Source organism: Cupriavidus oxalaticus, assembly GCF_004768545.1.
GTDB lineage: Bacteria > Pseudomonadota > Gammaproteobacteria > Burkholderiales > Burkholderiaceae > Cupriavidus > Cupriavidus oxalaticus_A.
Window position 1 is genome coordinate 2,701,891 of record NZ_CP038635.1, and the last position, 25,991, is coordinate 2,727,881.

The 25,991-nt window shown below is 68.1% G+C and carries 26 protein-coding genes, 1 tRNA gene, 1 pseudogene and 1 riboswitch; of the genes and pseudogenes, 15 read left to right on the forward strand and 13 right to left on the reverse strand.

Annotation, left to right across the window (positions count from 1 at the left end; all coding sequences use genetic code 11):
• Positions 1-12: 12 nt before the first annotated feature.
• From E0W60_RS23340 to ybgC, 11 genes and pseudogenes are all read right to left on the reverse strand, one after another.
• Positions 13-1,663: pseudogene (locus tag E0W60_RS23340) on the reverse strand (EAL domain-containing protein).
• A gap of 240 nt (positions 1,664-1,903) precedes the next feature.
• Positions 1,904-1,979: transfer RNA gene (locus E0W60_RS23345), tRNA-Lys, on the reverse strand.
• Between the two features lie 58 nt (positions 1,980-2,037).
• The gene (locus E0W60_RS23350; protein ID WP_135705689.1) at positions 2,038-3,153 is read right to left on the reverse strand and encodes a YeeE/YedE family protein; all 1,116 of its coding nucleotides are present in this window, start codon (positions 3,151-3,153) and stop codon (positions 2,038-2,040) included.
• A gap of 45 nt (positions 3,154-3,198) precedes the next feature.
• Entirely contained in the window at positions 3,199-3,882 is a 684-nt protein-coding gene (gene queC, locus E0W60_RS23355) for a 7-cyano-7-deazaguanine synthase QueC (RefSeq protein WP_133092417.1), read from the reverse strand.
• A gap of 136 nt (positions 3,883-4,018) precedes the next feature.
• Positions 4,019-4,777, reverse strand: coding sequence for a tol-pal system protein YbgF (ybgF, locus tag E0W60_RS23360; RefSeq protein WP_135705690.1), 759 nt, complete (start codon positions 4,775-4,777; stop codon positions 4,019-4,021).
• An 18-nt stretch (positions 4,778-4,795) separates the two neighbouring features.
• Entirely contained in the window at positions 4,796-5,302 is a 507-nt protein-coding gene (gene pal, locus E0W60_RS23365; protein WP_135705691.1) for a peptidoglycan-associated lipoprotein Pal, read from the reverse strand.
• Positions 5,303-5,317: 15 nt separating this feature from the next.
• Positions 5,318-6,670 (reverse strand): Tol-Pal system beta propeller repeat protein TolB, encoded by a 1,353-nt coding sequence (tolB, locus tag E0W60_RS23370; protein ID WP_133092420.1) that lies wholly within the window; start codon positions 6,668-6,670, stop codon positions 5,318-5,320.
• Between the two features lie 206 nt (positions 6,671-6,876).
• Complete coding sequence (tolA, locus tag E0W60_RS23375; protein WP_135705692.1) at positions 6,877-7,980, reverse strand: cell envelope integrity protein TolA; 1,104 nt, start codon at positions 7,978-7,980, stop codon at positions 6,877-6,879.
• A gap of 70 nt (positions 7,981-8,050) precedes the next feature.
• The gene (tolR, locus tag E0W60_RS23380) at positions 8,051-8,494 is read right to left on the reverse strand and encodes a protein TolR (RefSeq protein ID WP_029045462.1); all 444 of its coding nucleotides are present in this window, start codon (positions 8,492-8,494) and stop codon (positions 8,051-8,053) included.
• Positions 8,495-8,558: 64 nt separating this feature from the next.
• On the reverse strand, positions 8,559-9,242 hold the full coding sequence (tolQ, locus tag E0W60_RS23385; RefSeq protein ID WP_195427295.1) for a protein TolQ: 684 nt from the start codon (positions 9,240-9,242) through the stop codon (positions 8,559-8,561).
• A complete protein-coding gene (gene ybgC / locus E0W60_RS23390) occupies positions 9,239-9,643 on the reverse strand; it encodes a tol-pal system-associated acyl-CoA thioesterase (RefSeq protein WP_029045460.1) in 405 nt (134 codons plus the stop codon). The genes tolQ and ybgC overlap by 4 nt, the downstream gene beginning before the upstream one ends.
• A gap of 154 nt (positions 9,644-9,797) precedes the next feature.
• Positions 9,798-9,899, forward strand: a riboswitch (ZMP/ZTP riboswitch).
• 133 nt (positions 9,900-10,032) lie between these two features.
• On the opposite strand from ybgC, the gene glyA reads away from it, so the two are divergent.
• Together glyA and nrdR are read left to right on the forward strand one after the other, a co-directional pair.
• Positions 10,033-11,280, forward strand: coding sequence for a serine hydroxymethyltransferase (gene glyA, locus E0W60_RS23395; RefSeq protein WP_133092422.1), 1,248 nt, complete (start codon positions 10,033-10,035; stop codon positions 11,278-11,280).
• A gap of 153 nt (positions 11,281-11,433) precedes the next feature.
• Positions 11,434-11,898, forward strand: a complete 465-nt coding sequence (gene nrdR / locus E0W60_RS23400) for a transcriptional regulator NrdR (RefSeq protein WP_133092423.1) — start codon at positions 11,434-11,436, stop codon at positions 11,896-11,898.
• 16 nt (positions 11,899-11,914) lie between these two features.
• On the opposite strand, the gene E0W60_RS23405 is transcribed toward nrdR, so the two are convergent.
• Entirely contained in the window at positions 11,915-12,235 is a 321-nt protein-coding gene (locus E0W60_RS23405; protein WP_167884596.1) for a type IV pilin protein, read from the reverse strand.
• Positions 12,236-12,436: 201 nt separating this feature from the next.
• On the opposite strand from E0W60_RS23405, the gene E0W60_RS23410 reads away from it, so the two are divergent.
• From E0W60_RS23410 to E0W60_RS23465, 12 genes are all read left to right on the forward strand, one after another.
• Entirely contained in the window at positions 12,437-12,733 is a 297-nt protein-coding gene (locus E0W60_RS23410; RefSeq protein ID WP_135705695.1) for a hypothetical protein, read from the forward strand.
• 26 nt (positions 12,734-12,759) lie between these two features.
• The gene (locus tag E0W60_RS23415) at positions 12,760-13,647 is read left to right on the forward strand and encodes a PilW family protein (protein ID WP_135705696.1); all 888 of its coding nucleotides are present in this window, start codon (positions 12,760-12,762) and stop codon (positions 13,645-13,647) included.
• An 11-nt stretch (positions 13,648-13,658) separates the two neighbouring features.
• The gene (locus E0W60_RS23420) at positions 13,659-14,201 is read left to right on the forward strand and encodes a pilus assembly protein (RefSeq protein WP_240745894.1); all 543 of its coding nucleotides are present in this window, start codon (positions 13,659-13,661) and stop codon (positions 14,199-14,201) included.
• On the forward strand, positions 14,198-16,003 hold the full coding sequence (locus E0W60_RS23425) for a PilC/PilY family type IV pilus protein (protein WP_135705698.1): 1,806 nt from the start codon (positions 14,198-14,200) through the stop codon (positions 16,001-16,003). The genes E0W60_RS23420 and E0W60_RS23425 overlap by 4 nt, the downstream gene beginning before the upstream one ends.
• A complete protein-coding gene (locus E0W60_RS23430) occupies positions 16,000-16,434 on the forward strand; it encodes a type IV pilin protein (protein WP_135705700.1) in 435 nt (144 codons plus the stop codon). Before E0W60_RS23425 ends, E0W60_RS23430 begins: the two co-directional genes overlap by 4 nt.
• Before the next feature lies 1 nt (position 16,435).
• Positions 16,436-16,972, forward strand: coding sequence for a GspH/FimT family pseudopilin (locus E0W60_RS23435; RefSeq protein WP_135705702.1), 537 nt, complete (start codon positions 16,436-16,438; stop codon positions 16,970-16,972).
• A gap of 63 nt (positions 16,973-17,035) precedes the next feature.
• The gene (gene ribD / locus E0W60_RS23440; protein WP_133092430.1) at positions 17,036-18,151 is read left to right on the forward strand and encodes a bifunctional diaminohydroxyphosphoribosylaminopyrimidine deaminase/5-amino-6-(5-phosphoribosylamino)uracil reductase RibD; all 1,116 of its coding nucleotides are present in this window, start codon (positions 17,036-17,038) and stop codon (positions 18,149-18,151) included.
• A 71-nt stretch (positions 18,152-18,222) separates the two neighbouring features.
• The gene (locus E0W60_RS23445) at positions 18,223-18,843 is read left to right on the forward strand and encodes a riboflavin synthase (protein ID WP_135705704.1); all 621 of its coding nucleotides are present in this window, start codon (positions 18,223-18,225) and stop codon (positions 18,841-18,843) included.
• Positions 18,844-19,065: 222 nt separating this feature from the next.
• Entirely contained in the window at positions 19,066-20,175 is a 1,110-nt protein-coding gene (ribBA, locus tag E0W60_RS23450) for a bifunctional 3,4-dihydroxy-2-butanone-4-phosphate synthase/GTP cyclohydrolase II (protein WP_133092432.1), read from the forward strand.
• A 98-nt stretch (positions 20,176-20,273) separates the two neighbouring features.
• Positions 20,274-20,771, forward strand: a complete 498-nt coding sequence (gene ribH, locus E0W60_RS23455) for a 6,7-dimethyl-8-ribityllumazine synthase (RefSeq protein WP_029045447.1) — start codon at positions 20,274-20,276, stop codon at positions 20,769-20,771.
• Positions 20,764-21,291: a transcription antitermination factor NusB gene (gene nusB / locus E0W60_RS23460; protein WP_133092509.1), complete on the forward strand. Its 528-nt coding sequence runs from the start codon at positions 20,764-20,766 to the stop codon at positions 21,289-21,291. Before ribH ends, nusB begins: the two co-directional genes overlap by 8 nt.
• A gap of 124 nt (positions 21,292-21,415) precedes the next feature.
• Positions 21,416-22,600: a pyridoxal phosphate-dependent aminotransferase gene (locus E0W60_RS23465; protein WP_135705705.1), complete on the forward strand. Its 1,185-nt coding sequence runs from the start codon at positions 21,416-21,418 to the stop codon at positions 22,598-22,600.
• Between the two features lie 85 nt (positions 22,601-22,685).
• Here the strand turns inward: E0W60_RS23465 and E0W60_RS23470 are convergent, their stop codons facing one another.
• Complete coding sequence (locus E0W60_RS23470) at positions 22,686-23,756, reverse strand: lytic transglycosylase domain-containing protein (protein WP_135705706.1); 1,071 nt, start codon at positions 23,754-23,756, stop codon at positions 22,686-22,688.
• Between the two features lie 671 nt (positions 23,757-24,427).
• Here E0W60_RS23470 and ubiD point away from each other — a divergent pair.
• A complete protein-coding gene (ubiD, locus tag E0W60_RS23475) occupies positions 24,428-25,957 on the forward strand; it encodes a 4-hydroxy-3-polyprenylbenzoate decarboxylase (RefSeq protein WP_135705708.1) in 1,530 nt (509 codons plus the stop codon).
• The last annotated feature ends 34 nt before the right edge of the window (positions 25,958-25,991 follow it).

Sequence of the window (25,991 nt, forward strand, 5' to 3'; positions counted from 1 at the left end):
TCGCGTTTGCGCTCAGGCCATCCGCGCCGCCGCGGACGGCTCCATCGCGGCCAGGCCGGATGGGGCGAACGGCTGCGGCGGGCCGATATGGAATCCCTGCACCAGGTCGACGCCGAGCTCGCGCAACCGTCCCAGCATGGCCTCGCTCTCGACGAATTCGGCGATGGTCTTCTTGCCCATGGCATGGCCGATGCGCTGGATCACCTCCACCATCACCAGGTTGACCGGGTCGGCCAGCATCTCGCGCACGAAGCTGCCGTCGATCTTCAGGTACGCCGCCGGCAAGTGTTTGAGGTACGCGAACGACGACATGCCTGCGCCGAAATCGTCCAATGCGAAACTGCAGCCGAGCTGCTGCAACTGCTGGATGAATGATCCCGCCTGCGCGAGGTTGGCGATCGCCGCCGTTTCCGTGATCTCGAAGCAGATGGCCAGCGTATCGCTGCGGCGCAGCTGGCTGCCCATGACCTCGGCCATCTGGCGGATCAGCTCGTCGCCGGCCGCGTGGCCGCAGGTGTCGTTGACCACCTTGAACTGGTCGAGGTCCAGGTACATCAGCGTATGGGAGACGCCTTGCGCATGCGCGACTGCACGCGGCCCCATACGTCGGTGGTCACCACCGCGTCGCCGATTGCCTGCAGCGCGACCTGGGCCCGCTCCTTTTCCGCAAACAACTGCGCCTCGTAGCGCTTGTTGTCCGAGATATCCGTCAGCGAGCCCGCCATGCGCGCGCGCCGCCGCGCGGCGGGGCGCACCAGCCGGCCGCGTGCGAGCACCCACAGGTAGTCGCCGTCGCGCTTGCGCAGCCGGAACTCGGCGGTCATACGGCTCGCCGCTGCGCAGGTGCCGCGCAAGCTTGGCTTCGAAGGCTTCCAGGTCCGACGGATGCAGCAGGCCGAGCACGGTCTCGCGCGCATGCGGCAGCTCGCTGGCGCCGTAGCCCAGCATCTGCGCGCATCGCGCGGAAAAATGCAGCTCGCCGCTGCCGAGATGCCAGTCCCACAGGCCGTCGTTGCTGCCCTCCACCGCCAGTTGCAGCTGCTCCTCGCGCTGGGACAGCGCCTCGCGCAGCCGCCGCTCGCGCCGCAGCGGCCCGTGCGACAGCAGGATCGCCGACATCAGCAGCAAGGTCGCCACCACCGCGCTGCCGGTGGTCAGCAGCCGCGTCACCCGGCGCGACGCCTGCCCAAGGTGTTCCGAAAAGGCCCGTTCCAGCGGGGTCAGCCGCGAATCGATCTGGGCGATCCGGCGCAGCACGGGCGCCACGCAATCGTCGTCGCAGCCCGGCCGTTCGACCAGCCGGCGCAGTGCCAGCGCCTGCTCGTGCAACGCGGCGATCTCCTCGTCGCCGGCGGCCCACACGCGAATCGCGGCATCAACCTCGTGGATATGGCGGAAATTGCGGTACAGCCGGACCCTCCGCGGGATATCGTCCGGGTGGTTGCCGCCGGCGAGCAGTCCTTCGCGCACGCGCTCGAGGTCCGGCTTGCCGCGGTCGAGTTCCAGCCGGGCGCGCTGGTCCCCCAGCGGGATGGCAATGGCAGCGAGATAGAAAGCGAAATCTTCGGGGTTGCGGTCCTCGCCATAGCGCAGCAGATGCGAACGGCCAGATGATGCGCAGCACGTGTGCGCTGGCCGGTAACGACTCACCCGCTTGCCGCATATCGAATCCTGCCGGGTGCTGGCCCGGCTTGGTTCATCCTGTGTCCCCGCCGCTCATTGTCGTGTGGATAAGACAACAAGTCTCTAACTCGATCTGGTTAAACCAGTGGTGTCGCCGGGTTTTTGCGCTGGGCTCTGCGCACCGACGGCTGCGGCGGCATGGCGAGCTGGAGGATGCGTTTTGCGCCCCGAAAACGACAAAGGCCTACGCAATGCGCAGGCCTTTGTGGTCATCGAATGCTGGTGGGTCGTGCGTGACTCGAACACGCGACCAACGGATTAAAAGTCCGCTGCTCTACCGACTGAGCTAACGACCCGAAAAAACAGAACCGCGATTATAGTGAGGCAGATTACAAACTGTCAAGCGTTCGCGATTCAAACCATGCGTTCCAGCCGCCACATCTGGTAGCGGAACGCCAGCACCGCACCCAGAAGGATCCCGGCCAGCGCGATAAAAGACCCGATTGCCAGCGTCGACACCCCCGACAGCCCCTGCCCCACCGTGCAGCCCAGCGCAGTCACGCCGCCCGCGCCCATCAGAATGCCGCCGACCATATGGTTGGCCACGTCTTCGGCATCGCCGAAGCCTTCCCAGCGGAACGTGCGCGTGGCCAGTGCATAGACCGCCGCGCCGGCGATCACGCCGAACACGCTGACGATGCCGATGGTCAGCACCTTGCTCTTGTCGCTGAACATCATCAGCCAGTCGAGCGTATAGGCGTAAGGCGCGACGAAGCTCAGGCTTTCCATGCGGCCAGAGTTGGTCGACACAAACAGTTCTTCGAGCGTATTCGGATCCTCGGCGACGTAGCCCAGTTGGCCGGACACGTACCACATTGCCACGATGATCAGGCCGACGCCGATGCCGCCGAGCAGGTTGTCAAACGAGCGGAAGCCGCGGCCCGCCAGCGCCCACACCACCAGCACGCCGCCCAGCAGCAGCCCGAGCCCAAGCTGCAGCGCGCCGCGCGCCACGCCTGTGCCCTGCGCCAGCACCGACGGCAGGTCCTGCGTGGTCGGCAGCGTGAGCGCCACCGCGTCGACGGTATTGACGCGCACCACGCCGAACAGGCCGCGCAGCGTCATGTACGCCGACAGCCCAAGGAACACGAACACCACCAGCGACTTGAGGTTGCCCGCGCCGATGCGCACCAGCGTCTTGCTGCCGCAGCCCGATGCCAGCACCATGCCGAAGCCGAACATCAGCCCGCCCGCCAGCGCCGACAGCCAGCCCAGCTTGCTGGCGGCATAGATGGTCTTGGTCGGATCGACCGCGCCGGTCCAGGCCAGCACGCCCGTGCCGATCATGGCCACGCCGATCGCCAGGCCCCACATGCGCGCGCGGGTCCAGTCGCCCATGTTGACCACGTCGGAAACCGCGCCCATGGTGCAGAAGTGCGTGCGCTGCAGCACCGCGCCGAACAGGAAGGTCAGGACGAACGTGCTCAGCAGCACGGTGCGCGAGAGCGCGGCAAGGTCGATTTCAGGCATGTCGTTGGGAGGGGACGGCTTCTGGCGGCGTTCGGGTCGGAATGTTCAGGTGGCGCCCTGGTAGCGGGTCGGGTCGGGCACGCCGGCGGCCTCGAAGCCGGCGCGGCGAATGCGGCACGAGTCGCACACGCCGCAGGCCCGGCCGTCGTCGTCGGCCTGGTAGCACGACACCGTCAGGCTGTAGTCGACGCCCAGGCCGATGCCGGCGCGGATGATCTCGGCCTTGGTCATGTCGATGATGGGTGCGTGCACGCGGAAGCGGTCGCCCTCGACGCCCGCCTTGGTGGCAAGGTTGGCCAGGGTTTCGTAGGCGGCGACGTACTCGGGCCGGCAATCGGGATAGCCGGAGTAGTCCACCGCATTGGCGCCGAAGAACAGGTCGCGCCCGCCCACGGCCTCGGCCCAGCCGAGCGCCAGCGACAGCATGATGGTATTGCGCGCCGGCACATAGGTGACGGGGATGCCGCCGGTGGCGCCGTCGGTCGGCACTTCCAGCGCGTCGTCGGTCAGCGCCGAACCGCCGAAGCGGCGCAGGTCGAGGTCGACGATTTCGTGGCGGGTAGCGCCCAGCGCCGCGGCCACGCGCTTCGCGGCCTCCAGCTCGGAAGAATGGCGCTGGCCATAGCGCATCGACAGCGCATAGGTCTCGAAACCCTGGGCGCGGGCCATGGCAAGTACGGTGGCGGAGTCGAGTCCGCCGGAAAGCAGGACGATGGCGCGTTTGGTCATGGTGCGGGGGCGCACCGGGGGCGGCGCGCAAGAACATTCAGGCGAATCGCATATTCTAGCGCGACAAACGAAAAAGGCCCGCCAGAGCGAACCTTGGCGAGCCTTGCAGCAGCGGTCGGCGCGCCGCCGACGACGCTTACTTGAGCGTCTTCAGCCGGTTGCTCGCCGCCTGCGCGCCTTCGGTGCCCGGGTACTTTGCCACCACCTGCTCCAGCGTCTTGCGCGCGGCCGCCTTCTGGCCGGACTCGAGCTGGTTGTTGGCAATGGCGATCATCGCGTCCGGCACCTTGGGGTGCGTCGGGTTGGCGTTGACCATGTTCTGCAGCACGAAGGTGGACCCCTTGTAGTCGCGCTGCGCATACAGCGAGTTACCGAGCCAGTACTGCGCCAGCGGCAGGTACGGGCTCTGCGGGTACTTCTTCACGAACGCCGAGAACGAATTCCCGGCGCTCTTGAAGTCGCCCGCCTGGAACTGCTTGAGCGCGGCATCGTATTCGGGCTTTTCGCCCGGCTGCGACACGCCTTCGCGGCCCTCGACCGTGACCTGTTGCGGCTCGAATTTCTTCAGGCGCGCATCGAGGTCGGCGTAGTAGTCCTTCTGCTGCTTCTGCAGCGTGTCCACCGTGTTCTGCAGCACTTCATTCTGGCCGCGCAGCCGCGCCACTTCCTGGCGCATGCCCTCGAGCTGGTTCTGCATCTCGAGCGTGGTGCGGCTGTTCTGCTCGATGCGCTGCGTGGCGGTCGCCTGGAAACCGTTGAACTGGTCGCGCAGGCCGATGACCGCCTTGCGTGCCTCGTCATCGTCGAACACACCGGCATGCGCCTGCGCGAGCGGGAGCATGCCGCCGCCGGCGACGGCGGCAAGCCACAACAGGGTGGAAACGCGTGCTTTCATGGAGGGTCAGTCCGCAGATCAGTAGTTGATGTCCGCGCGGCGGTTTTCCGCCCACGAGGCTTCATCGTGGCCGGTGGCCTTGGGCTTTTCCTTGCCCAGGCTCACGGCTTCCATCTGGCCGTCGGGTACGCCCATCGAGGCCAGCGAACGGCGCACGGCTTCCGCGCGCTTCTGGCCCAGCGCCAGGTTGTACTCGCTGGTGCCACGCTCGTCGGTGTTGCCCTGGATCAGGATCTTGCGGCCCTTGTTGCTGCCCAGGTACTTGGCGTGCTCGGTCAGCATGCCCTGGTAGTCGGACTTGACCGTGTAGCTGTCGAAGTCGAAGTACACGCTGCGCTTGGCCAGCGGGCTGTTCGGGTCGTTCAGCGGATCGGCGGCGGTCACCGGCGTGACGGCGCGCGGGTCCGCCCCCGTGCCGGCCTTGCCGGCGCCGTTGGCGGTGTCGTCCAGCTTGACGCCGGAGCTGCAGGCGCCCAGGGCCAGCAGTGCAGCGACGGCAAGGGTTTTGGTCATCAGTTGAGGCATGGTGAATGACTCCTGTTATTGCATGAAAGGACCCCAGGACGGCTCGCGAACATCGCCGGACTGGAGGGACAGAACCTGCCGGGTACGCCCGTCAGTGGACACGGCCGCCAGCACCGCGCGACCGCCCACACGGGTGGCATAGAGAATGTACTTGCCGTTGGCGGCGAAGCTCGGGGCCTCATCGTTGGCCGTATCCGTCAGCGACGTCACGTCGCCGTTGCTCAGGTCCTGCAGTTGCAGCTTGAAGCCGCCCGCGCGCGAGATGTACGCCAGGTACTTGCCGTCCGGCGAGATGCGCGGGCTTACGTTGTAGCTGCCCTTGAAGGTGACACGCTGCGCCGCGCCGGCCTCTTCGCCGCCGGCGGGCATGCGATAGACCTGCGGCGCACCGCCGCGGTCGCTGGTGAAGTAGATGCTGCGGCCGTCGGGCGAGTACTGCGGCTCGGTGTCGATGGCGCTGCTGCGCGACAGGCGGCGGATGCCTGAACCGTCGGCGTTCACCTGGTAGATCTGGGTATTGCCGTCGCGCGACAGCGCCAGTGCCAGGCGCTGGCCGTCAGGCGACCACGACGGCGCGCTGTTGTTGCCCTTCTGGTTCGATACCAGCGTGCGCTTGCCGCTGGCCAGGTCGTGCACGTACACCACCGGCTTCTTGGCTTCGAACGAGACATAGGCCACGCGGCGGCCGTCCGGCGACCACGACGGCGAGATGATCGGCTCGTTGCTGGTCAGCGCCACCTGCGAGTTCTGGCCGTCCGAGTCCGAGATCAGCAGCTGGTACTTGCCGCCCACCTTGGACACGTACGACAGGCGCGTGGCAAACACGCCGCGCTCGCCCAGCAGCTTCTCGTAGATGTAGTCGGCGATCTTGTGAGCGGTCACGCGCAGCTGGCCCTGGTTGACCGTGAAGGCCAGCCCGCCCAGGCTCTGGCCCTTGACCGTGTCGTACAGGCGGAAACGCACCTCGTACTGGCCACCCGCGGCGGGGGTCACGCTGCCGGCCACGAAGGCGTCGGCGCCGCGCGACTTCCAGCTGCCCAGGTCGACATTGGCGGATTCCGCGACCGTGGCGCCGCCGGGGTCGACATTGCGCAGGCGGCCGCTGCGCGCCAGGTCGGCGCGGATGATCGCGGTCAGGTTCTGCGGGGCCTGGGCCTCGCCCTGGAAATTGGCGGTGGCAACCGGGATCTGGCTCGAGCCAACCCCGGAGATCTCAACGTTAAGCTGCGCGTGCGCGGCGCCGGCGGCCACGGTCAGTGCCGCGGCCAGCCACGCCATCAGCGCGCGGCGTCCCGCCCGGCGGGCGGCTCGTTGGTTTGCATGGTGCCGCCTCTCGGACAGCCAGTTGGGGGCCCAAAGCTTTCGCATGCTGCTCCTCAGTCGATTTCAAGATTCGTCGGGCACGGCAGGAATCAGGCAGACGGCAACACGGGCAGGACCGCGCATGGCGCATCCCCGTTGTGCGTGCGGTCTGCACACTGCCGGCTGCGTCAGGCAACCTGCCATCGTAGCGATGGGACTGAAAGCCGGCGATGAAGGTTGCATTATGTTGCAAATCATGGCGCGCCGGTCACTCAGTCCTTCGGCCGGAAGGTGATGGTGAAGCTGGACGGCGCCTTGCCGTCCTCGTCGCGCGGCAGCGGATCGGAACGTTCGACCGCGCGCAGCACGGCATTGTCCCACGACGAATTGCCGCTGGACTTGGACAGCCGCGCCGACATCAGCGAGCCATCCGGCGCCAGCCGCACCGATACCACCGCGCTGGGGTTGCCCGGTACGTCTTCGGTGAACACGATGTTGGGCTTCACCCGGCGGCGCACGCGGTCGGCATAGCCCGGCGAGGCCTTGCCGCCGCCGCCGGCGCCCGCGCCGGTCGTGCTGCCAACGCCACCACCGCCGGCGCCGCCGCCGGCCAGCGCCTGCAGGCGCGCCAGTTCGCTCTTGCGCTGTGCATTGGCGGCCGCCTCGGACTGTGCCTTGGCCTTGGCATCGGCCTGTGCCTTGGCCTTCGCCTCGGCCTGGGCTTTCGCCTTGGCGTCCGCCTGGGCCCTGGCCTTGGCGTCGGCGGCTTCCTTGCGCTCGCGCTCGGCCTGTTCCTTGCGATCCTGCTCCTGCTGCGCGGCCTTTTTCTTCGCGTCTTCCTTGCGCTGCGCTTCCTTGCGCTCAGCCTCCTTGCGCTCAGCCTCCTTGCGCTCGGCTTCCTTGCGCGCCGCGTCCTTCCGCGCTTCTTCCTTCCGCGCTTCTTCCTTCCGGGCTTCTTCCTTCCGGGCTTCTTCCTTGCGCGCCGCTTCCTTGCGTTCGGCCTCCTTGCGGGCCGTTTCCTTGCGCTCGGCTTCCTCGCGCGCTGCGGCCTCGGCCTGCCGCTTCTTCTTCTCGAGCGCGATGTCGGCGTCTTCCTCGACCTTGCTCTTCACCTGCGGCGCCGGCGGTGCCGGCACCGGGCGCGGCTGCACCACCGGCTCGGGCTCAGGTTCGCGCGGCGGCGGTGGCGGCGCGGTGGCGGCGGGAACCTCTTCCCACAGCTCGGCCTCGGCGCCGACCGGCGTGCTGCTCTGCCAGTGCACGCCGTAATACAGCACGATGCCCAGCAGCAGGTGCATGACGAGCGCGAGCACGAAGGAACGCATGGTTCCCCGCTCTTTCACCGGCTGGTAGGGATAGGCGGCGACGGTATTCATCGGGCGCAACGGCAATCGCAATGGCTGTCAGTCGGGCGCATCAATGCGGCTTCAATACGGGTTCAACGCGTCAGGAAGTCTTGGACTTGACCATCAGGCCCACGCGCTTGATGCCGTCGGCCTTCAGGACCGACATGACATCGAGCACGGCTTCGTACTTCACCGAACGGTCGGCGGCGATCACCACCGGCTGGTCCGGGTTCTCGTTCTGGCGCTGGTGCACGAAATCGAGCAGGCCCTGCTTGTCGAGCTTGCGCTCGAAGGCATTGCCGGCGTTGTCCTTGCCGCGCGCGGTCAGGTCGCCATTCTCGTGCACGGTGACGACGATCGGCGGCGCCTTCTGCTGCGGCGTGGCGTTGGCCACGGTGGGCAGGTCCACGGTGGCGGGGCTCACGATCGGCGCTGCCACCATGAAGATGACCAGCAGCACGAGCATGACGTCGATATAGGGCACGACGTTGATGTCGGCGCTTGCCCGGCGGCGCGAACCGCCGCGGCGCTGAATGGCTGCCATTGCAGGACTCCTGGAAACGACGGGAGCCCGGGCCGCTCACCCGGACTCCCCGTCTTGGATTCGGTTAGCGCGCCTGCCGTTGCAGGATGTTCAGGAACTCTTCCATGAAGCTTTCGAAACGGATCGCCAGGCGGTCGATTTCGGTGGCATAGCGGTTATACGCGATCACCGCCGGGATCGCCGCGAACAGGCCGATCGCGGTGGCCACCAGCGCTTCGGCAATGCCGGGGGCCACCGATGCCAGCGTGGCCTGCTGCACATTCGACAGGCCGCGGAATGCGTTCATGATCCCCCACACGGTGCCGAACAGGCCGATATACGGGCTGACCGAGCCCACCGAGGCCAGGAACGGCAGGTGCGACTCGAGCACGTCCATCTCGCGCTGGTAGGCGGCACGCATGGCGCGGCGGGCCGCGTCGAGCAGCGCGCCGGAATCGTTGCCGCGCTCGCGCGCCTTCAGGAACTCGCCCATGCCGGATTCAAAGATCCGCTCGAGCGCGCCGGTGTTGTGGCGGTTGTTGACGGCACTGTTATAGAGCGCCTGCAGGTCGCCGCCGGCCCAGAAGTCGCGCTCGAACCCTTCGGTCTGGGTGCGCGCCGAGCGCAATGCCAGGTGCTTGCGGAAGATATAGGTCCACGAAAACAGCGACATGACGAGCAACAGCGCCATGACGGCCTGTGCCAGCAGGCTGGCGTGGAGCACCAGCGTTACGATCGACATGTCTTGCGTGACGGTCACGGGATTCATCGGGCGGACTTGATGGTAGCTAGGACGGGGGCCGGAATCGGGGCGGGACGAAAAGTGCTTCGATCAACACATCCGACGCGGATGGCGCCGGATGCAAGCATCAGCTCGTCACGCCAGGCTTCCTGCGTGAACTGGACCGAGGCCGGGCCGACCCGGTCGATGCGCGTGCGGATCTCGAGCTGGTCATCGAGGCGGGCGGGCGCATTGTAGTCCACCGCCGTGCTACGGACGATGAAGACCACGCCGGCCTCGTCGGCCAGCGCCTGCTGCTCGATACCGAGCGAACGCAGCCACTCGGTGCGGGCCCGTTCGAAGAACTTGAGGTAGTTGGCGTAGAACACTACGCCGCCCGCGTCGGTGTCTTCCCAGTACACCCGCAGGGTCCAGACAAAGTTTGTCATGGCCGCGATTGTAACGGAGAGCGAACGCGGTTTCGTGTAAACCCGCAGTACGAGTTTGCAACAGCAAGTTGCTGGCCAGCCCTTGACCAGCCTTGGCTGGCGGGTTGACGGCTTGCGGCGGGCGCACTCTACGCGCTACACTGCGCGCAACCATTCCATCTTGCGCGACTGGCGAAGTCAGTGGGCACTACCACGAGGAAGCGCAAGTTCTCTGGCGTGTTGTTTCACACGCCTGCCGCTCGCCTGGGCAGCGAATGGGAAGCAGGGTGCGCCCTGCGCCGACGGCTGCAAAGTGCCGCCGGCGCCGGTCGCCGCTAGCCTTCCCCGCGCGCCCTAACCGATGCCCCCGATGCTTGAATCGGATTCCCTTTTTTCAGACGAGTCTCGCCATGTTCGAACGCAGCCGTTTCACGATCGACCAGATCGACCCTGAGGTCTTTGCCGCCATCCAGAAGGAAAACCAGCGCCAGGAAGACCACATCGAGCTGATCGCCTCCGAAAACTACACCTCGCCGGCCGTGATGGCCGCGCAGGGTTCGCAACTGACCAACAAGTATGCCGAGGGCTATCCCGGCAAGCGCTACTACGGTGGCTGCGAGTTTGTCGACATGGTCGAGCAGCTGGCCATCGACCGCGTCAAGCAGCTGTTCGGCGCCGAGGCCGCCAACGTGCAGCCCAACTCGGGCTCGCAGGCCAACCAGGGCGTGTACTTCGCCATGCTCAAGCCGGGCGACACCATCATGGGCATGAGCCTGGCCGAAGGCGGCCACCTCACCCACGGCATGGCGCTCAACATGAGCGGCAAGTGGTTCAACGTGGTCAGCTACGGCCTGAACGCCCAGGAAGACATCGACTACGACGCGCTGGAAAAGCTCGCGCAAGAGAAGAAGCCCAAGCTGATCATCGCCGGCGCCTCGGCCTTCGCGCTGCGCATCGACTTCGAGCGCATCAGCAAGGTCGCCAAGTCGATCGGTGCCTACTTCATGGTCGACATGGCCCACTACGCTGGCCTGATCGCCGCGGGCGTCTACCCGAACCCGGTGCCGCACGCCGACTTCGTCACCACCACCACGCACAAGAGCCTGCGCGGCCCGCGCGGCGGCGTGATCCTGATGAAGGCCGAGCATGAGAAGGCCATCAACTCGGCGATCTTCCCCGGCATCCAGGGCGGCCCGCTGATGCACGTGATCGCCGGCAAGGCGGTGGCGTTCAAGGAAGCACTGACCCCCGAGTTCAAGGAATACCAGCAGCAAGTGGTGAAGAACGCCGCCGTGCTGGCCGAGACCCTGATCGCGCGCGGCCTGCGCATCGTCTCTGGCCGTACCGAAAGCCACGTGATGCTGGTCGACCTGCGCGCCAAGCACATCACCGGCAAGGACGCCGAACGCATCCTGGGCGAGGCGCACATCACCGTCAACAAGAACGCCATCCCGAACGATCCGGAAAAGCCGTTCGTGACCTCGGGCGTGCGCCTGGGCTCGCCGGCCATGACCACGCGCGGCTTCAAGGAAGAAGAAGCCCGCATCGTCGGCAACCTGATCGCCGACGTGCTGGAGAACCCGCACGACGCCGCCAACATCGCCAGCGTGCGCGAGCAGGTGGCTGCCCTGACCAAGCGTTTCCCGGTCTACGGCTGATGCTTCCAGGCCACCCGCGAGGGTGGCCGGCAGCCCCGCAAGCCGCGCCCTGCCACACGCAGGCGGTCCGGCTTGCGGGCCTCGCCAACCCGCCCGCCTGCGCAGGACATCCATGCGGAACAGGCGACGGAATTCAACTGAAGGTGGTCCGGCATGAAATGCCCCTTTTGCGGTCATTCCAATACCCAGGTGCTCGACACGCGCATGTCGGAAGACGGCGATGCCGTGCGCCGGCGCCGGCGCTGCGAGTCCTGCGACCGCCGCTTCACCACCTATGAGCGGATCGAGCTGTTCTTTCCCGCCATCGTCAAGAAAAACGGTTCGCGCGTCGACTACGCGCGCGCCAAGCTGAAGGATTCGATGCGCCTGGCGCTGCGCAAGCGCCCGGTCTCGGCCGAGGCCATCGATGAAGCCATCACCCGCATCGAGGAAAGACTGCTGTCGCTGGGCGAGAAGGAAATCCCCAGCAGCCAGGTCGGCGAGCTGGTGATGCGCGAGCTGCGCAAGCTCGACAAGATCGCGTATATCCGGTTTGCGTCGGTGTACCGGAGTTTCGAGGATGTTTCCGAATTCTCCGATGTGCTCGCCGAAGTGACCGCGGGCAACAGCAAGCGCTGAGCGCCCTGCTCCACCGTCAACGTTCCCAGCAGTCTTGCAGCACATAGCCGTTCGCCGTCAGCGAACTGGCCACCAGCGAGATGTTGTAGCGCACCCGGTTGCCGTCGCGCGGCGAGGTGCGCAACGCTGCCGGCAAGGCAAACGCCGCCCCGGCCGTATCCTGGTCATCGCGCCCGTTGACCGAGCGGAAGCGCTCCAGCTGCTGCGCCGCCTCGGTCATCATGCCGCGCGCATCGGTGCGGTAGCCACGCCGCACATGCTCGGTGCAGTTGGGGCTGGCGATCGCGGCGAGGATGCCGAGGATCGATACCGCGACCATCAGCCCGATCAGCGTCATGCCGCCCATGGTCCGCACGCGGCGGCTACGGAACCCAGATATTGCCCTTTTCCATCACGCTGATGACATCGCCCGTGGTCGCGCTGGCGACCGGTTCATCGCGGTCTTACCAAATTTTGCGCATTCATATCAGGCGTCTACAAAGCGCACGGCAGCGGCGGGATACGGTGGAGGTCCCGAAATGCCCTGACGCCGCGCGCCATGCACCATCTCTTCGCCCTGCCCTGCCGCCTGCTTCGTTGCCTGCTTCGTTGTCTTCCTCGTTGCCTGCCGCCACGTGGCGCCATCCGCGGATACATCCTGTTCGAATCGCTCTGCGGGCTGGCGATCTTCACCGCCGGCCTGGCATCGCTCGCAATCCTGGGGCCGACGGGACTCGGCTGGCAGCGAGCGCTGGATCAGGCTAGCCATGACACGCGCAGGATGGCAGAGTCGGCCGAACTGGCGCCATGGCCGGCCGGACTGCCTCTGAACCGTGCCGGCGCGGGGCTGCCATGAGTGCGCTTCCGATACGAGCGCTTCCGATGCGCCGCCATGGCCAGGGCTTTTCGCTGACCGAAGCCATGGTCGGCCTGGCGCTCGGGCTCATTGTCGCCGCCGTCGCCACGGCGGCGTGGCAGGTGGCACTATCCGCCTACCGCAGCGCGGCGGAGCGCGTACTGCTGGAAGAACGCGGCCAGCGCGCGCTCGCCATCCTGAGCGCGCTGCTGCGCCAGGCCGGCTGGCATGCCGGCACACTCGACGCGTCGGCGCCGCCCGCCGTCAGCGGCGCCGACGACTGCGGGCAGCCGGGCATCGCCGAAGTGCCGACGTGCACCCGCCACGGCGTCGCGAACAGCGATGTGCTGCTGTTGCGGTTCAGCGGCCAGGGGCAGCCCCGCGATCCGAGCCAGCCTGACGAGACGATGATCGATTGCAGCGGGTATCCGCTGGCGGCACGGATGGCGGGGGCCGAAGGCGCCACGGGTTTTGTCGCGGCGAACATGCTCTATATAGCCGCCGCCACGGACGGCGAGCCGCAACTGCTGTGCCGCTATCCGTCCCGCCGCAATGGCCAGGTCGACGGACAGGGCTGGACTTCGGGGGCACTGGTCCGTGGCGTCGCCTCGCTGCAACTGCGCTTCGGGGTGGACATGGATGGCGACCGTCAGCCAGATGCGTTCCTGCCAGCGGCACGGGTCCAGGCCATGGGGGCGCACGCATGGCAGCGCGTACTGGCGGTGCAGGTCGCGCTTGCGCTGCAGGGCGAGCAGCGCGGCGCTGCCCGTGACGCTGCCGTGAGCGCGCGCGCTGACGATGCCCTGGCCGACCTGCAGGCAGCACCGGTCGACACGCACCGCGCCAACCGGCGCGTGTTCGCCACGACGGTCCGCCTGCGCAACGCCCTGCGCTGCGAGGAGACACTATGCTGAGGCCGCACGCGATGACGCAGGCCGGCGGCATCACGCTGCTGTTCGCGGCGACGATGCTGCTGCTGGTCGCCGCCACCGCGGCGGCCATGCTGCAAATGCTTTTGGCAGGCCGGCAACTGGCGGCCGCCGGCCGCGATCGCGAGATCGCGTTCCGGGCAGCAGAAGCCGCCCTGCTCGAGGCGGAGGCGGAACTGCTCGCCGCCGCCGGTGGCAGTGACGACCGCTTCGGCCAGTGGCCCGCCGCGGGCGAATGCGGTCGCGGCGCGCAGGCGGCGCTGTGCAACACTGCGCACGCGCGCACGCCGGTATGGCAGCCGTGGCTGCATGGCCTGGCTACGGACCTGGCGATTGGCGTGCCGGCAAGCGGCGTTGCCATCGTGCCGGAAGCCTTTGCAGGTTCTTTTACGGCGCCGCGTTACGTTGCCGAGCTGCTCGACTACGGCCCCATGCCTGACGAAGGCCGGCCGGCCTTGCCGCGGCTGCGCATCACCGCCGTCGGCTTCGGCCGCTCGCCCGCGGTACGGGCCGTCGTGCAGAGCATCGTGCAGCCATGAACCTACGCGCCGCCCTTATGCTTGCCTGCGTGCTCGCGCTGCTGCCTGTCCTGGCGGTTGCGGCCGGCAATGACAGCACTGCCGGCCAGCTCCCGCTCGCTTACCAGATCGAACCCGGCGCAAAATCCTGGACTGGCCGGTTGCGCGCAGTCGGCTGGCAAGCGTCGCTCGTCGGCACCGACGATCGCCAGCCACTGTCGGGCCTGTGGGAAGCGGGTGCCTTGCTGGATGCCAGGCAACTCCCATCGCGCAGGATCTACACCTCGCTCCCGGCGTCCATGCTCCAGCCGGAGCGGCTGGTGGCGCTCCAATGGCCCGACCTGGACGATGCCACGCGCGAGCGACTCGACGTCCAGCAACTGGCCTGGCTGCGCGGCGACAATGCCAATCCCGCGCTGCGCCCGCGCGAGACGCGGCTGGCCAGCGCGCGCGGCGCGCGCGTGCTGGTGGTCGCGCCGCCGGCGTGGCAGCCGGGACAGCCTGGCCATGCTCCCTTCCGCGTGCGCCATGCACAGCGGCCACACATGGCATGGCTCGGCACCGTCGATGGCCAGCTGCACGGCTTCGATGCCGTCAACGGCGAGGAGCGTGCCGTCTACCTGCCCCGCACGTTGCTGCCGCTGGCCGCCGCCATGGCCGAGTCCAGGGCCCCGGTCGCGCCCAATCCCTGCCCCCGCCCCGAAAGCACCGACGCCGTCGTCGGCGGTGCCTGGCGCACGCTGCTGCTGTGCGCGTTCCGCGGCGGGCCGGAGGACATTGCCGGGGTGTTTGCACTAGACATCACCGAACCAGACGCCGCGCTGCCATTGCGGTTGCTGTGGGAACAGGCGGCCACGCCGGCCTTGCCGCTTGCCGGCATCGGGCCGGTTCGCGTGGCCGCGCTAAGCGACAGCCAGGCGCCGCGCTGGCATGCCATCGCACTGCTGGCACCACCGGCGGAGCCCGGGCTTGCGCTGCTGCCGCTCGACACGCCAGCGGCGCCATGGCGCATGCTGCGCGTGGCCGGGCAAGGCTGCGACGGCAAGCCATCGGCGGCCGCGCTGCGCGCCGTGACCGTGGCAAAGGCGTTCGACGGCACTGCGCTGGCTGCGTACGCCACCGATGCTGACGGCCAGCTGTGGCGTTTTGCGCTGGGCGATGTCCTGCGGCAGCAGCCTGCGCCGCCGGCCACCTGCCTGTATCGCCTGCGCGGCGGGGTCGGCCTTGCCGAGCCGGCCCCGCCGGTGGTGCTGGGCACGCCGGCGCAACCGCTGGTGGTCTATGCGGCCGGCAACGAACTGGCCGCCGTAGCCGATGGCACCCATGCCGCCAGCCAGCCCGCCAGCATCGAAGTGCGCGCACAAGGCGCCGGCTTTGTCCTCCAGGCCGCACCGGGCCAGAGGCCGTCGGCGCAAACGGTTGGCTGGCACCTCGTCCTGCCCGATGCCGACGAACAGATCGAGCGCGTCAGCTTGGCCTCGCCGGGCTACCTCGTCGTCGTGACACGGCTGCCGGACGGCAGGCAGCGGAGCTACCTCGTGCTGGGTGCCACTGGCGAGTCAGTCGGCCGCAAGACGGACGGCGCGCCGGTGCTTCCCTTTGTCACCGGGCAAGTCAGCGAAGGCCCGCCGATCTTCACCCGTGAAACCCTGCCGGGGATGACACCCCAGGCCGGCAGTGCCGGCCGCGAGGTCCACGCGCTGGCGCTATGGGCAGTGGAGAACGGCGTGGCAACGCGCCTTGCACACGTGGTGGCAAGCCGTCGCACCGGCCGGCTGGCATGGCGCGAACTGGCGGGTCCGGCCAAGGAGACGGCACCATGAGTCCGCGCGGCTTTTCCCTGATCGAGCTCATGGCCGTGGTGGTGATCGCCGCGCTGCTGGCTTCGCTTGCCGTGCCCGCCTGGCACGAGCAACTCCGGCGCGGCTGGCGCGCCCAGGCACGCGCCGAACTGGCCTCTGCCTTGCTGGAGCTGGAACGGCACGCCGCGGGAGCCATGAGCTTCGCCACGCAGCCCGGAGGCGACACCGTGGCCGGCGACTGGCCGCGCCCGGTGCCGGCAACCGGCCTGGCACGGCATGTCATTTCGGCAGCGCCCTGCCCGGCGGCGAGCCTGGACACCTGCGTCGAACTGCGCGCCACGCCGCGCCAGCCCGACCAGCAGTGCGGCGTCCTGATCCTGCGCAGCACCGGCCAGTGGCTGTCCTGGCCGGAGAACGCGGACCGGCCGGGCCCGTTGCCGGCAGAGTGCTGAGATGCCACGCGTTCCTCGCTGCGCCGGCGTGAGCCTGGCCGAGCTGCTGGCCTGCCTCGCCATCCTGGCGGTGCTGGCCGCCACGGCCTGGCCATCCTTCAGCGCACTGCTGGCGCGCCAGGCGGTGGACCAGGCCGCCGACCGGCTTGCCGCGTCGCTGGCGCTGGCGCGCTCCACTGCGATGGCGCGCCGCATCGAAGTGACGCTACAGCCTCTGGACGGACAGCCCGGCCTCGACCGCGGCTGGCAACTGCTGGCCGGACCCGGCCCGGCTACGACGCCGCTGGCGGTGGTCGAGCCCGCCGCGTCCTGCCTGCGCGTGGCGCTGCGGCAGACCGGCCGCGACAGCCATACGGTGCGATTCACAGCTGTGGGATACTCTCGGTCTGAACAAGGCGGCTTCCAGGCCGCCACCTTCGCGCTCAGCTGCCGCGGCGCGCAGCGCCAGGTGCGCCTTGGCGCCCAGGGCCGCATCCGGCTCTGCACGCCGGGCCGCGACAGCGATTGCGATGCAGCGGACGGGCCCGAGCCGCTGTAACCCTGGAACCCCGGACAGACTCTCCTCCCATCCACAGCAAACCGGCCACGAGCTACAGGCGCCATGTTTTCCGATACCGACCACGCCGCCATGCAACAGGCCCTCGCGCTCGCCGCGCGGGGCATGTTCACCACCACGCCCAATCCGCGCGTCGGCTGCGTGCTGGTCAAGGACGGCCAGGTCATCGGCCAGGGTTACACCCAGCCGGCCGGACAGGACCATGCCGAAATCCAGGCGATAAAAGACGCGCTGTCGCGCGGGCTGGATCCGGACGGCGCCACCGCCTACGTCACGCTCGAGCCGTGCAGCCACTTCGGCCGCACGCCGCCATGCGCCGATGCGCTGGTGCGCGCCGGCGTGGCGCGGGTGGTAGCGGCAATGGAAGACCCCAACCCCTCGGTCTCCGGACGCGGCCTGCAGCGCCTGCGCGATGCCGGCATCGACGTCCGCTGCGGCCTGCTGGAAAAGGAAGCGCGCGATCTCAACATCGGTTTCGTGTCGCGCATGACGCGCGGGCTGCCGTGGGTGCGGGTCAAGGTGGCGGCGTCGATGGACGGCGGCACCGCGCTGCATGACGGCACCAGCCAGTGGATCACCGGCCAGGCGGCGCGCGACGACGGCCATGCCTGGCGCGCGCGCGCCTGCGCGATCCTGACCGGCATCGGCACGGTCCGCGACGACGACCCGGCGCTGACCGTGCGCGCGCTCGCCACCCCACGCCAGCCGCAGCGGGTTTTGGTCGACTCGCGGCTGGAAGTGCCGCTCGACGCAAAGATCCTGGCGCCGGACGCCGGCGAGTTCGCCAAGCCGGTGCTGGTGTTCTGCGCGGTGGAAGACCGCGAACGCCAGCGGGCGCTGGAAGCGCGCGGCGCCGAAGTGGTGGTCCTGCCCAACCCGCACGGAAAGGTCGAGCTGCCCCGGATGCTGCAGGAGCTGGGCCGGCGCGGCATCAACGAATTGCACGTCGAAGCGGGCTTCAAGCTCAATGGCTCGCTGGTGCGCGAACACTGCGCCGACGAGCTGCTGATCTACCTGGCGCCCAAGCTGCTTGGCGACGCGCAGGGCATGTTCAACCTGCCGCCGCTGGCGCGGCTGCAGGATGCCGCGCAGTTCCGCTGGCATGAAATCCGGCAGATCGGCGACGACCTGCGGCTGATCGCGCGCCGCAACGACGCCTGATCGCATGATCGCCTAATCGCCTAATCGCCTAATCGCCCAATCCCAGATTGACCAAGACAGAAGACACCACCATGTTCACAGGCATTGTCGCGGCCGTCGGCCGCATCGAAACCGTAACCCCGCTGGGTGCCGCCGATGCCGGCGTGCGCCTGCATGTCGCCGCCGGCGGCCTGGACCTGTCCGATGTGATCGTCGGCGACAGCATCGCGATCCAGGGCGCCTGCATGACGGTGATCGCCATGGGCGAGGACAGCTTCGACGTCGAGGTCTCGCGCGAGTCGCTCGACAAGACCGTCGGCCTGGAGAGCGCCGGCCGCGTCAACCTGGAGAAGGCGCTGCGGCTGGCCGATCGCCTCGGCGGCCACCTGGTCTCCGGGCACGTCGACGGACTGGGCGAAGTGGTGCATTTCGCGCCCGTCGGCGAATCGCATGAACTGCGCATCCGCGCGCCGCGCGAGCTGGCCCGCTACCTGGCCTACAAGGGCTCGGTGGTGGTCAATGGCGTCTCGCTGACGGTCAACCGCGTCAGCGACGAAGCCGACGGCTGCGTGTTCTCGATCAACCTGATCCCGCACACGGTCGAGGTGACCACGCTGCAGGAGCTCAAGCCCGGCGCCCGCGTGAACCTGGAAATCGACCTGATCGCGCGCTACGTGGAGCGGATGCTGTCGGCCACTGACACCGGCAAGTAGGCCCGTGCCGCCGCCGCACTTTCCCGCGGCGCGGCCGCCCGCGCCGCCTGCCTTGGCGTACAATACCCGGCTTGACTGGGCATCCTGCCGGGCGTATATGCCCTGGCGCGCCAGGCCCGACGCCCCGCCTCAGTCCGGCCGCCTCCCGACGCGGCCACCGTTCCCGTCCGCCTTATTCGCGGCATTTCGCTCGTTTCGCCTCAATTTGCCGTCCTGCACGCCATGACAATCGCCCGTACCGAAGACATCATTGCCGACATCCGTGCCGGCCGCATGGTCATCCTTGTTGACGAGGAAGACCGCGAGAATGAAGGCGACCTGGTGCTGGCTGCCGACTTCGTCACTCCCGAGGCGATCAACTTCATGGCCAAGCACGGCCGCGGCCTGATCTGCCTGACGCTGACCGCCGAGCGCTGCCGCCAGCTGGACCTGCACCCGATGGTCACCCGCAACGGCACCCAGCACGGCACCAACTTCACGGTGTCGATCGAGGCCGCCGAAGGCGTGACCACCGGCATCTCGGCCGCCGACCGTGCCCGCACCGTGCAGGCCGCGGTGGCCCGCGACGCCAGGCCGGCCGACCTGGTCCAGCCCGGCCATATCTTCCCGCTGACGGCCCAGCCCGGCGGCGTGCTGATCCGCGCCGGCCATACCGAGGCCGGTTGCGACCTGGGCGCCCTGGCCGGCCTGACGCCCGCCGCAGTAATCTGCGAGATCATGAAGGACGACGGCACCATGGCGCGCCTGCCCGACCTGATCGAATTCGCCCGGGAACACGACCTGAAGATCGGCACCATTGCCGACCTGATCCACTACCGCAGCCGCACCGAGAGCATCATCGAGCGCGTCGGCGAACGCGACATGCAGACGCCGTACGGCACCTTCCGCAGCATCGCCTACCGCGACAAGCCGACCGGCCAGGCCCACCTGGCACTGGTGCGCGGCGCGCCGACGCCGGACAAGGAAACGCTGGTGCGCGTGCACGAGCCCTTCTCCGTGCTGGACTTGCTGGAAGTGAAGTCGACCACGCATTCGTGGAGCATCCCGGCGGCGATGCAGGCCATCGACCAGGCCGACAGCGGCGTGATCGTGCTGCTGAACTGCGGCGACACCGTCGAGCAGCTGTTCACGCAGTTCACCGCACTCGACGCACCGCAGACCCGCCCCCGCCGCAAGCCGGACCTGCGCACCTACGGCATGGGCGCGCAGATCCTGAAGGATGTCGGCGTCGGCAAGATGCGCGTGCTGGCTGCCCGGCAGCGCATGCCCAGCATGACCGGCTTCGACCTGGAAGTGACCGGCTACCAGCCCATGAACGGCCAGGCCGACTGAGCCTTCCCGGACTAAGCTTCCCCTGAGCCTCCCCCAATACACCCCGGCCGCGGCGCCAAGCCGCCGCGGCCGCCCCGAAAAACTGGAGAACTTGAACAATGGATCACGGCTTCTACCCCAGCAACCTCGACGGTGAAGGCCTGCGTATCGGCATCGTGCAGGCGCGCTTCAACGAGCCGGTCTGCGCCGAGCTGCTCGAAGCCTGCGTGGCCGAGCTGGAAAAGCTCGGCGTCGAAGGCGAGGACACCCTGGTGGTGACCGTCCCCGGCGCGCTGGAAGTGCCGCTGGCACTGCAGAAGATGGCCGAGAGCGGCCAGTTCGACGCGCTGGTCGCGCTCGGCGCCGTGGTGCGCGGCGAGACCTACCACTTCGAGCTGGTCTCGAACGAATCCGGCGCCGGCATCACCCGCGTCGGCCTGGATTTCAACGTGCCGGTCGCCAACGGCATCCTGACCGTCGACACTGACGAGCAGGCCCATGCCCGCACCCGCGAAAAGGGCCGCGACTGCGCCCGCGCCGCGGTGGAGATGGCCAACCTGGTCGATGCGCTGGACTCGCTGCGCGGCCAGGAAGACGATGAGGACGATGATGAGTAATACGTCCAACGCCCCCGAGAACGCGGGCGGCAATGACGCCGGCAAGCCCGCCGGCAACAAGCCCGCGGCCCGCACCGAAGCCAAGGCACCGCCCAAGAGCGCGCGCCGCCGCTCGCGCGAGCTGGCGCTGCAGGGCCTGTACCAATGGCTGCTGAACCGCAACGACATCGGCGCGATCCAGGCCCACCTGCATGACGCCCAGGGCTTCAACAAGGCCGACCGCGAGCACTTCGACGCGCTGCTCAACGGCACCGTGCGTGAAGAGGCCCGCCTGACCGCCGCGTTCGAGCCGTTCCTGGACCGCACCGTGGACGAGCTGTCGCCGGTGGAGCGCGCCGCGCTGCTGGTCGGCAGCTACGAGCTGGTGCACTGCCTCGACATCCCATACAAGGTCGTGATCAACGAAGCGGTCGAGCTGACCAAGACCTTTGGCGGCGTCGAAGGCTACAAGTACGTCAACGGCGTGCTGGACAAGCTCGCCGCCCAGGTGCGCGCGGCCGAGGTCGCGGCGCGCCGTTGAGCGGTCATCCGGCTGGCGCTTGCGCCGGCACCAGGACCTGACGAAACACCCGCCGCGGCGGGTGTTTTCGTTTATACGTATTCTTTTTGCTGAACGGGCTCCGCCCGCCTCTCTCCCCATCGCCATGGACATGCAACGTCTTGCCACCGCCGCCCGCGTCGCCAACATCAATGCCTTCCACGTCATGGAACTGGCCAAGCAGGCCGCCGAACTCGAGCGCGCCGGCCGCCATATCGTGCACATGGGCATCGGCGAGCCGGACTTCACCGCCGCCGGGCCGGTGGTGCGCGCGGCCGAGGCGGCGATGCGCCGCGGCGTCACGCAATACACCGGTGCGCTTGGCATCCATCCGCTGCGCGAGGCCATCGCCGGCTACTACAAGACGGCCTACGGCCTGGACATCCCGGCACGCCGCGTGATCGTCACGGCGGGCGCTTCCGGCGCGCTGCTGCTGGCGTGCGCGGTGCTGGTCGAGATTGGCGCCGAAGTGCTGATGCCCGATCCCAGCTACCCGTGCAACCGCCACTTCGTCGCCGCCTTCGACGGCGCGGCGCGCATGATCCCGAGCGGCCCGGCGGAGCGCTTCCAGCTCACCGCAGCACAGGTCGAGGCCAACTGGCGCGAGCAGACCTGCGGCGTGCTGCTGGCCACGCCATCCAACCCGACCGGCACCTCGATCCTGCCCGACGAGCTCGGCCGCATCCTGCAGGCGGTGCGTGCCCGCAACGGCTTCGCCATCGTCGACGAGATCTACCAGGGCCTGTCGTACGACGCCGCGCCGGTCTCGGCGCTGAGCCTGGACGACAACGTGGTCACGGTGAACAGCTTCTCCAAGTACTTCAACATGACCGGCTGGCGGCTGGGCTGGCTGGTGGTGCCGGATGCGCTGGTCGAGGCCTTCGAAAAGGTCGCCCAGAACCTCTTTATCTGCGCCTCCGCAGTGGCGCAATATGCGGCGCTCGCCTGCTTCACCCCCGAGGCGCTGGCAATCTACGACGAACGCAAGGCCGAGTTCCGCCGCCGCCGCGACCTGGTCGTGCCGGCGCTGGAGGCGCTGGGCCTGCGCGTGCCGGTGCGCCCGGACGGCGCCTTCTACGTCTATGCCGACTGCCGCGGCGTCAACCACCCGGCCGCCGGCGATGCCGACCGGCTGACGCAGGCGATGCTGCACGATGCGGGCGTGGTGATGGTGCCGGGGCAGGATTTCGGGCCGCATACCGCAAGCGACTACATCCGCATCTCGTATGCGACCTCGCGCGAGAACATCGAAGAGGCAATGGCACGGCTGGCGAAGCTGTTCCGCGGCTGAGCCGACAGCACAGCGCAGCGGCCCCGGAAACAGAAAAAGCACCCCGCGGGGTGCTTTTTCTGTTAGGAGAGCCGGCGCAAAAGCCTCAGGCGTTGTTCGAGCCGTTGCTGGCTTCCAGCTTCTCGGTCGGCGCGGCATGCTCGGCTGGTGCCTTGCCGCTACCACCCGCCTTGCCGTTGTCAGCCGGCGCCGCGCGCACGCCAATCAGCTGGCGCAGGCGGGCACGCTCGGCCAGCACCTTGGCGCCGTAGCCGCCATCGGTCGCCGTGGTGGCGCCGACGTAGTACTTCAGGCCGCCTTCGATCGAGCCGGCTCGGGCGATGCAGTCCTTCAGCACCAGCGCACCGATCTTGATATTGGCGTACGGGTTCAGCGCCGCGGCGACGCCGCCCACGGCCTCGTACTTGTCCTGGTGGACCTTGGTCATGACCTGCATCAGGCCCTGCGCGCCCACGCCGCTCTCGGCGTACGGGTTGAAGCTGGACTCGATCGCGATCACGCCCAGGATCAGCAGCGGGTCGATGCCGACCTCGCGGCCGGTCAGGTAGGCTGCCTTGACCAGTTGCGCGGTGGCCTGCGCCGCCACGCGGTACTTGCGGGCGATGTAGTCGGCCACGGCCGCCTGCTCGCGCGCGGTGCCGAGCGTGGCGGTATTGCGGGCGTCCGCCGCCACGCGCGTGACCGGGATCCGCTCGGCCAGGTGCGCGACCGACGGCACCTTGGCGTTCGCCGCCAGGCCCCATTCGTCCACGCCCGAAACCGTCGGCAGGCCGCCCTTGCCGCGTGCCAGACGGGCGGCAGCGGCGTCGGCCGACAGGGCCGGCACGGCTGCGCTGCCCACGGCCGGCGCCGCTTCCGCCGTCGGCATGGCGGCGGCGACCAGCACCGCCGGTGCCTCATCGCCAGCCAGCAGCGCCGCCAGCGTGGTGCGCCATTCCTGGCTCAGCCACAGCGACACGGCCGAGACGACCGCGACCACGCCAAGGCTGTTCAGCGCGTACTTCAGCGTTGTGCGGCCACCGCGCAAGGCGCGGCCCGCGACCGGATGCGCGAGACGGACCTGCAATGCCCGACTCACTCCGGGTACCGGCTGTCGGAGGCGAACCTGCAAGGCGCGTCCGATGCCGGGAAGATGAAGGGTTTTCCAACCGCTCATGCTTACCTCCATCCGTTGCCCGCTTCGCATGCCAGACTGCGGCATACGCCCGATCTCAACGTACTCAAGTAAGGATGCCGCGCCGTCTAGCAGTGACAGCCAAGCATCTGTTGGCAGGCGCTCCCCATGCGCCCAACTGGAAACAGGGTCGACTCTGGGGGAGCCCACCCTGCCACGACTTATCTCGACAACCGTAAAACGCTCCGGCTCCCTGCCGGAGGCAACCGCCTCGGCCCGCTATTGCATCGGGCCGGTAACCTCGGTCTGTTCGATCTGACTGGAGCGAATCGTGCGATCCCCCCGCACTTTTTCTATGTGCACCCCTTGACACAAGGGTGAAATTTATGTTGCAACGCAACACTCCATCAGCAAGACCGGATTGTAGGAACGGTGTTATACCTCGTCAAGCATAAGAATAACGATTCACACTACTTTTGGTTATTTGTAACAAGCCTTATCTTGTCGCGCCCGCATCACTCTTGGACCCGCAAACATAGTCCTGGCCTAGCCTCGCAGACCTTGACGCCACGGCTGCGACGACAAAAAACTTACAATTTCCCCCACCCCGATTTGCTGATTTTTTTGCCGGGGCGCCGGTGTATGTGTATCGTCACCGACTTGGATGCCGCCTTGCGCCGGCCGCACACGGCCCGCGCCAAACCGAATTCACTATGCAATACAAAGACTTGCGCGACTTTATCGGCCAACTCGAGCAGATGGGCGAACTTCGCCGCATCTCCCGCCCGGTCTCGCCCAACCTGGAAATGACCGAGGTCTGCGACCGGCTGCTGCGTGCCGGCGGCCCCGCCGTGCTGTTCGAACGGCCCGCCGGCGCGGCGGCCGGTGACGGTATCTATAGCGTCCCGGTACTGGCCAATCTGTTCGGTACGACACACAGGGTCGCACTCGGCATGGGTGCCGAATCGATGGAAGACCTGCGCGACATCGGCCGCGTGCTGTCAGCCCTGAAGGAACCCGAGCCGCCGCGCGGACTGCGCGAAGCGGGCAAGCTGTTTACGCTCGCCAAATCTGTGTGGGATATGGCACCAAAGCGCGTCAGCAGCCCGGCCTGCCAGGAGGTGGTCTGGGAAGGCAATGACGTCGACCTGGCGCGCCTGCCGATCCAGACCTGCTGGCCCGGCGACGCCGCGCCGCTGATCACCTGGGGCCTGGTCGTCACCAAGGGACCGCACAAGAAGCGCCAGAACCTGGGCATCTACCGCCAGCAGGTGATCGGCCGCAACCAGGTCATCATGCGCTGGCTGGCGCACCGCGGCGGCGCGCTCGACTTCCGCGAGCATGCGTTGGCCAACCCCGGCAAGCCGTTCCCGATCGCGGTGGCGCTGGGCGCCGACCCCGCCACCATCCTGGGCGCGGTGACGCCGGTGCCCGATACGCTGTCCGAGTACCAGTTCGCCGGCCTGCTGCGCGGCAGCCGCACCGCGCTGGCCGGCTGCGTGACGCCGACCCTGTCCGAACTAAGCGTGCCGGCGTCGGCCGAGATCGTGCTGGAAGGCCATATCCAGCCGGACCCGAACCACCCGTCCGGCTACCAGCATGCGCTGGAAGGCCCGTTCGGCGACCACACCGGCTACTACAACGAGCAGGACTGGTTCCCGGTGTTCACCATCGACCGCATCACCATGCGGCGCGACCCGATCTACCACTCCACCTACACCGGCAAGCCGCCCGACGAGCCCGCCGTGCTGGGCGTGGCGCTGAACGAGGTGTTCGTGCCGCTGCTGCAAAAGCAGTTCCCGGAAATCACCGACTTCTACCTGCCGCCGGAAGGCTGCAGCTACCGCATGGCGCTGGTGCGCATGAAGAAGCAGTACGCCGGCCATGCCAAGCGCGTGATGTTCGGGGTATGGAGCTTCCTGCGCCAGTTCATGTATACGAAATTCATCGTCGTGGTCGACGACGATGTCGACGTGCGCGACTGGAAGGAAGTGATCTGGGCCATCACCACGCGCGTCGACCCCAGCCGCGACACGGTGCTGGTCGACAACACGCCGATCGACTACCTGGACTTCGCCTCCCCGGTGTCGGGCCTGGGTTCCAAGATGGGCATCGACGCCACCGACAAGTGGCCCGGCGAGACCACGCGCGAATGGGGTACGCCGATCTCCATGGAGGCGGCGGTCAAGGCCAGGGTCGACACCATGTGGGAAAGCCTGTTCGACCGGCCGGCGGGCACCTGACCGGCAACCGTCTCCATCCCCGGCTATCATGTCA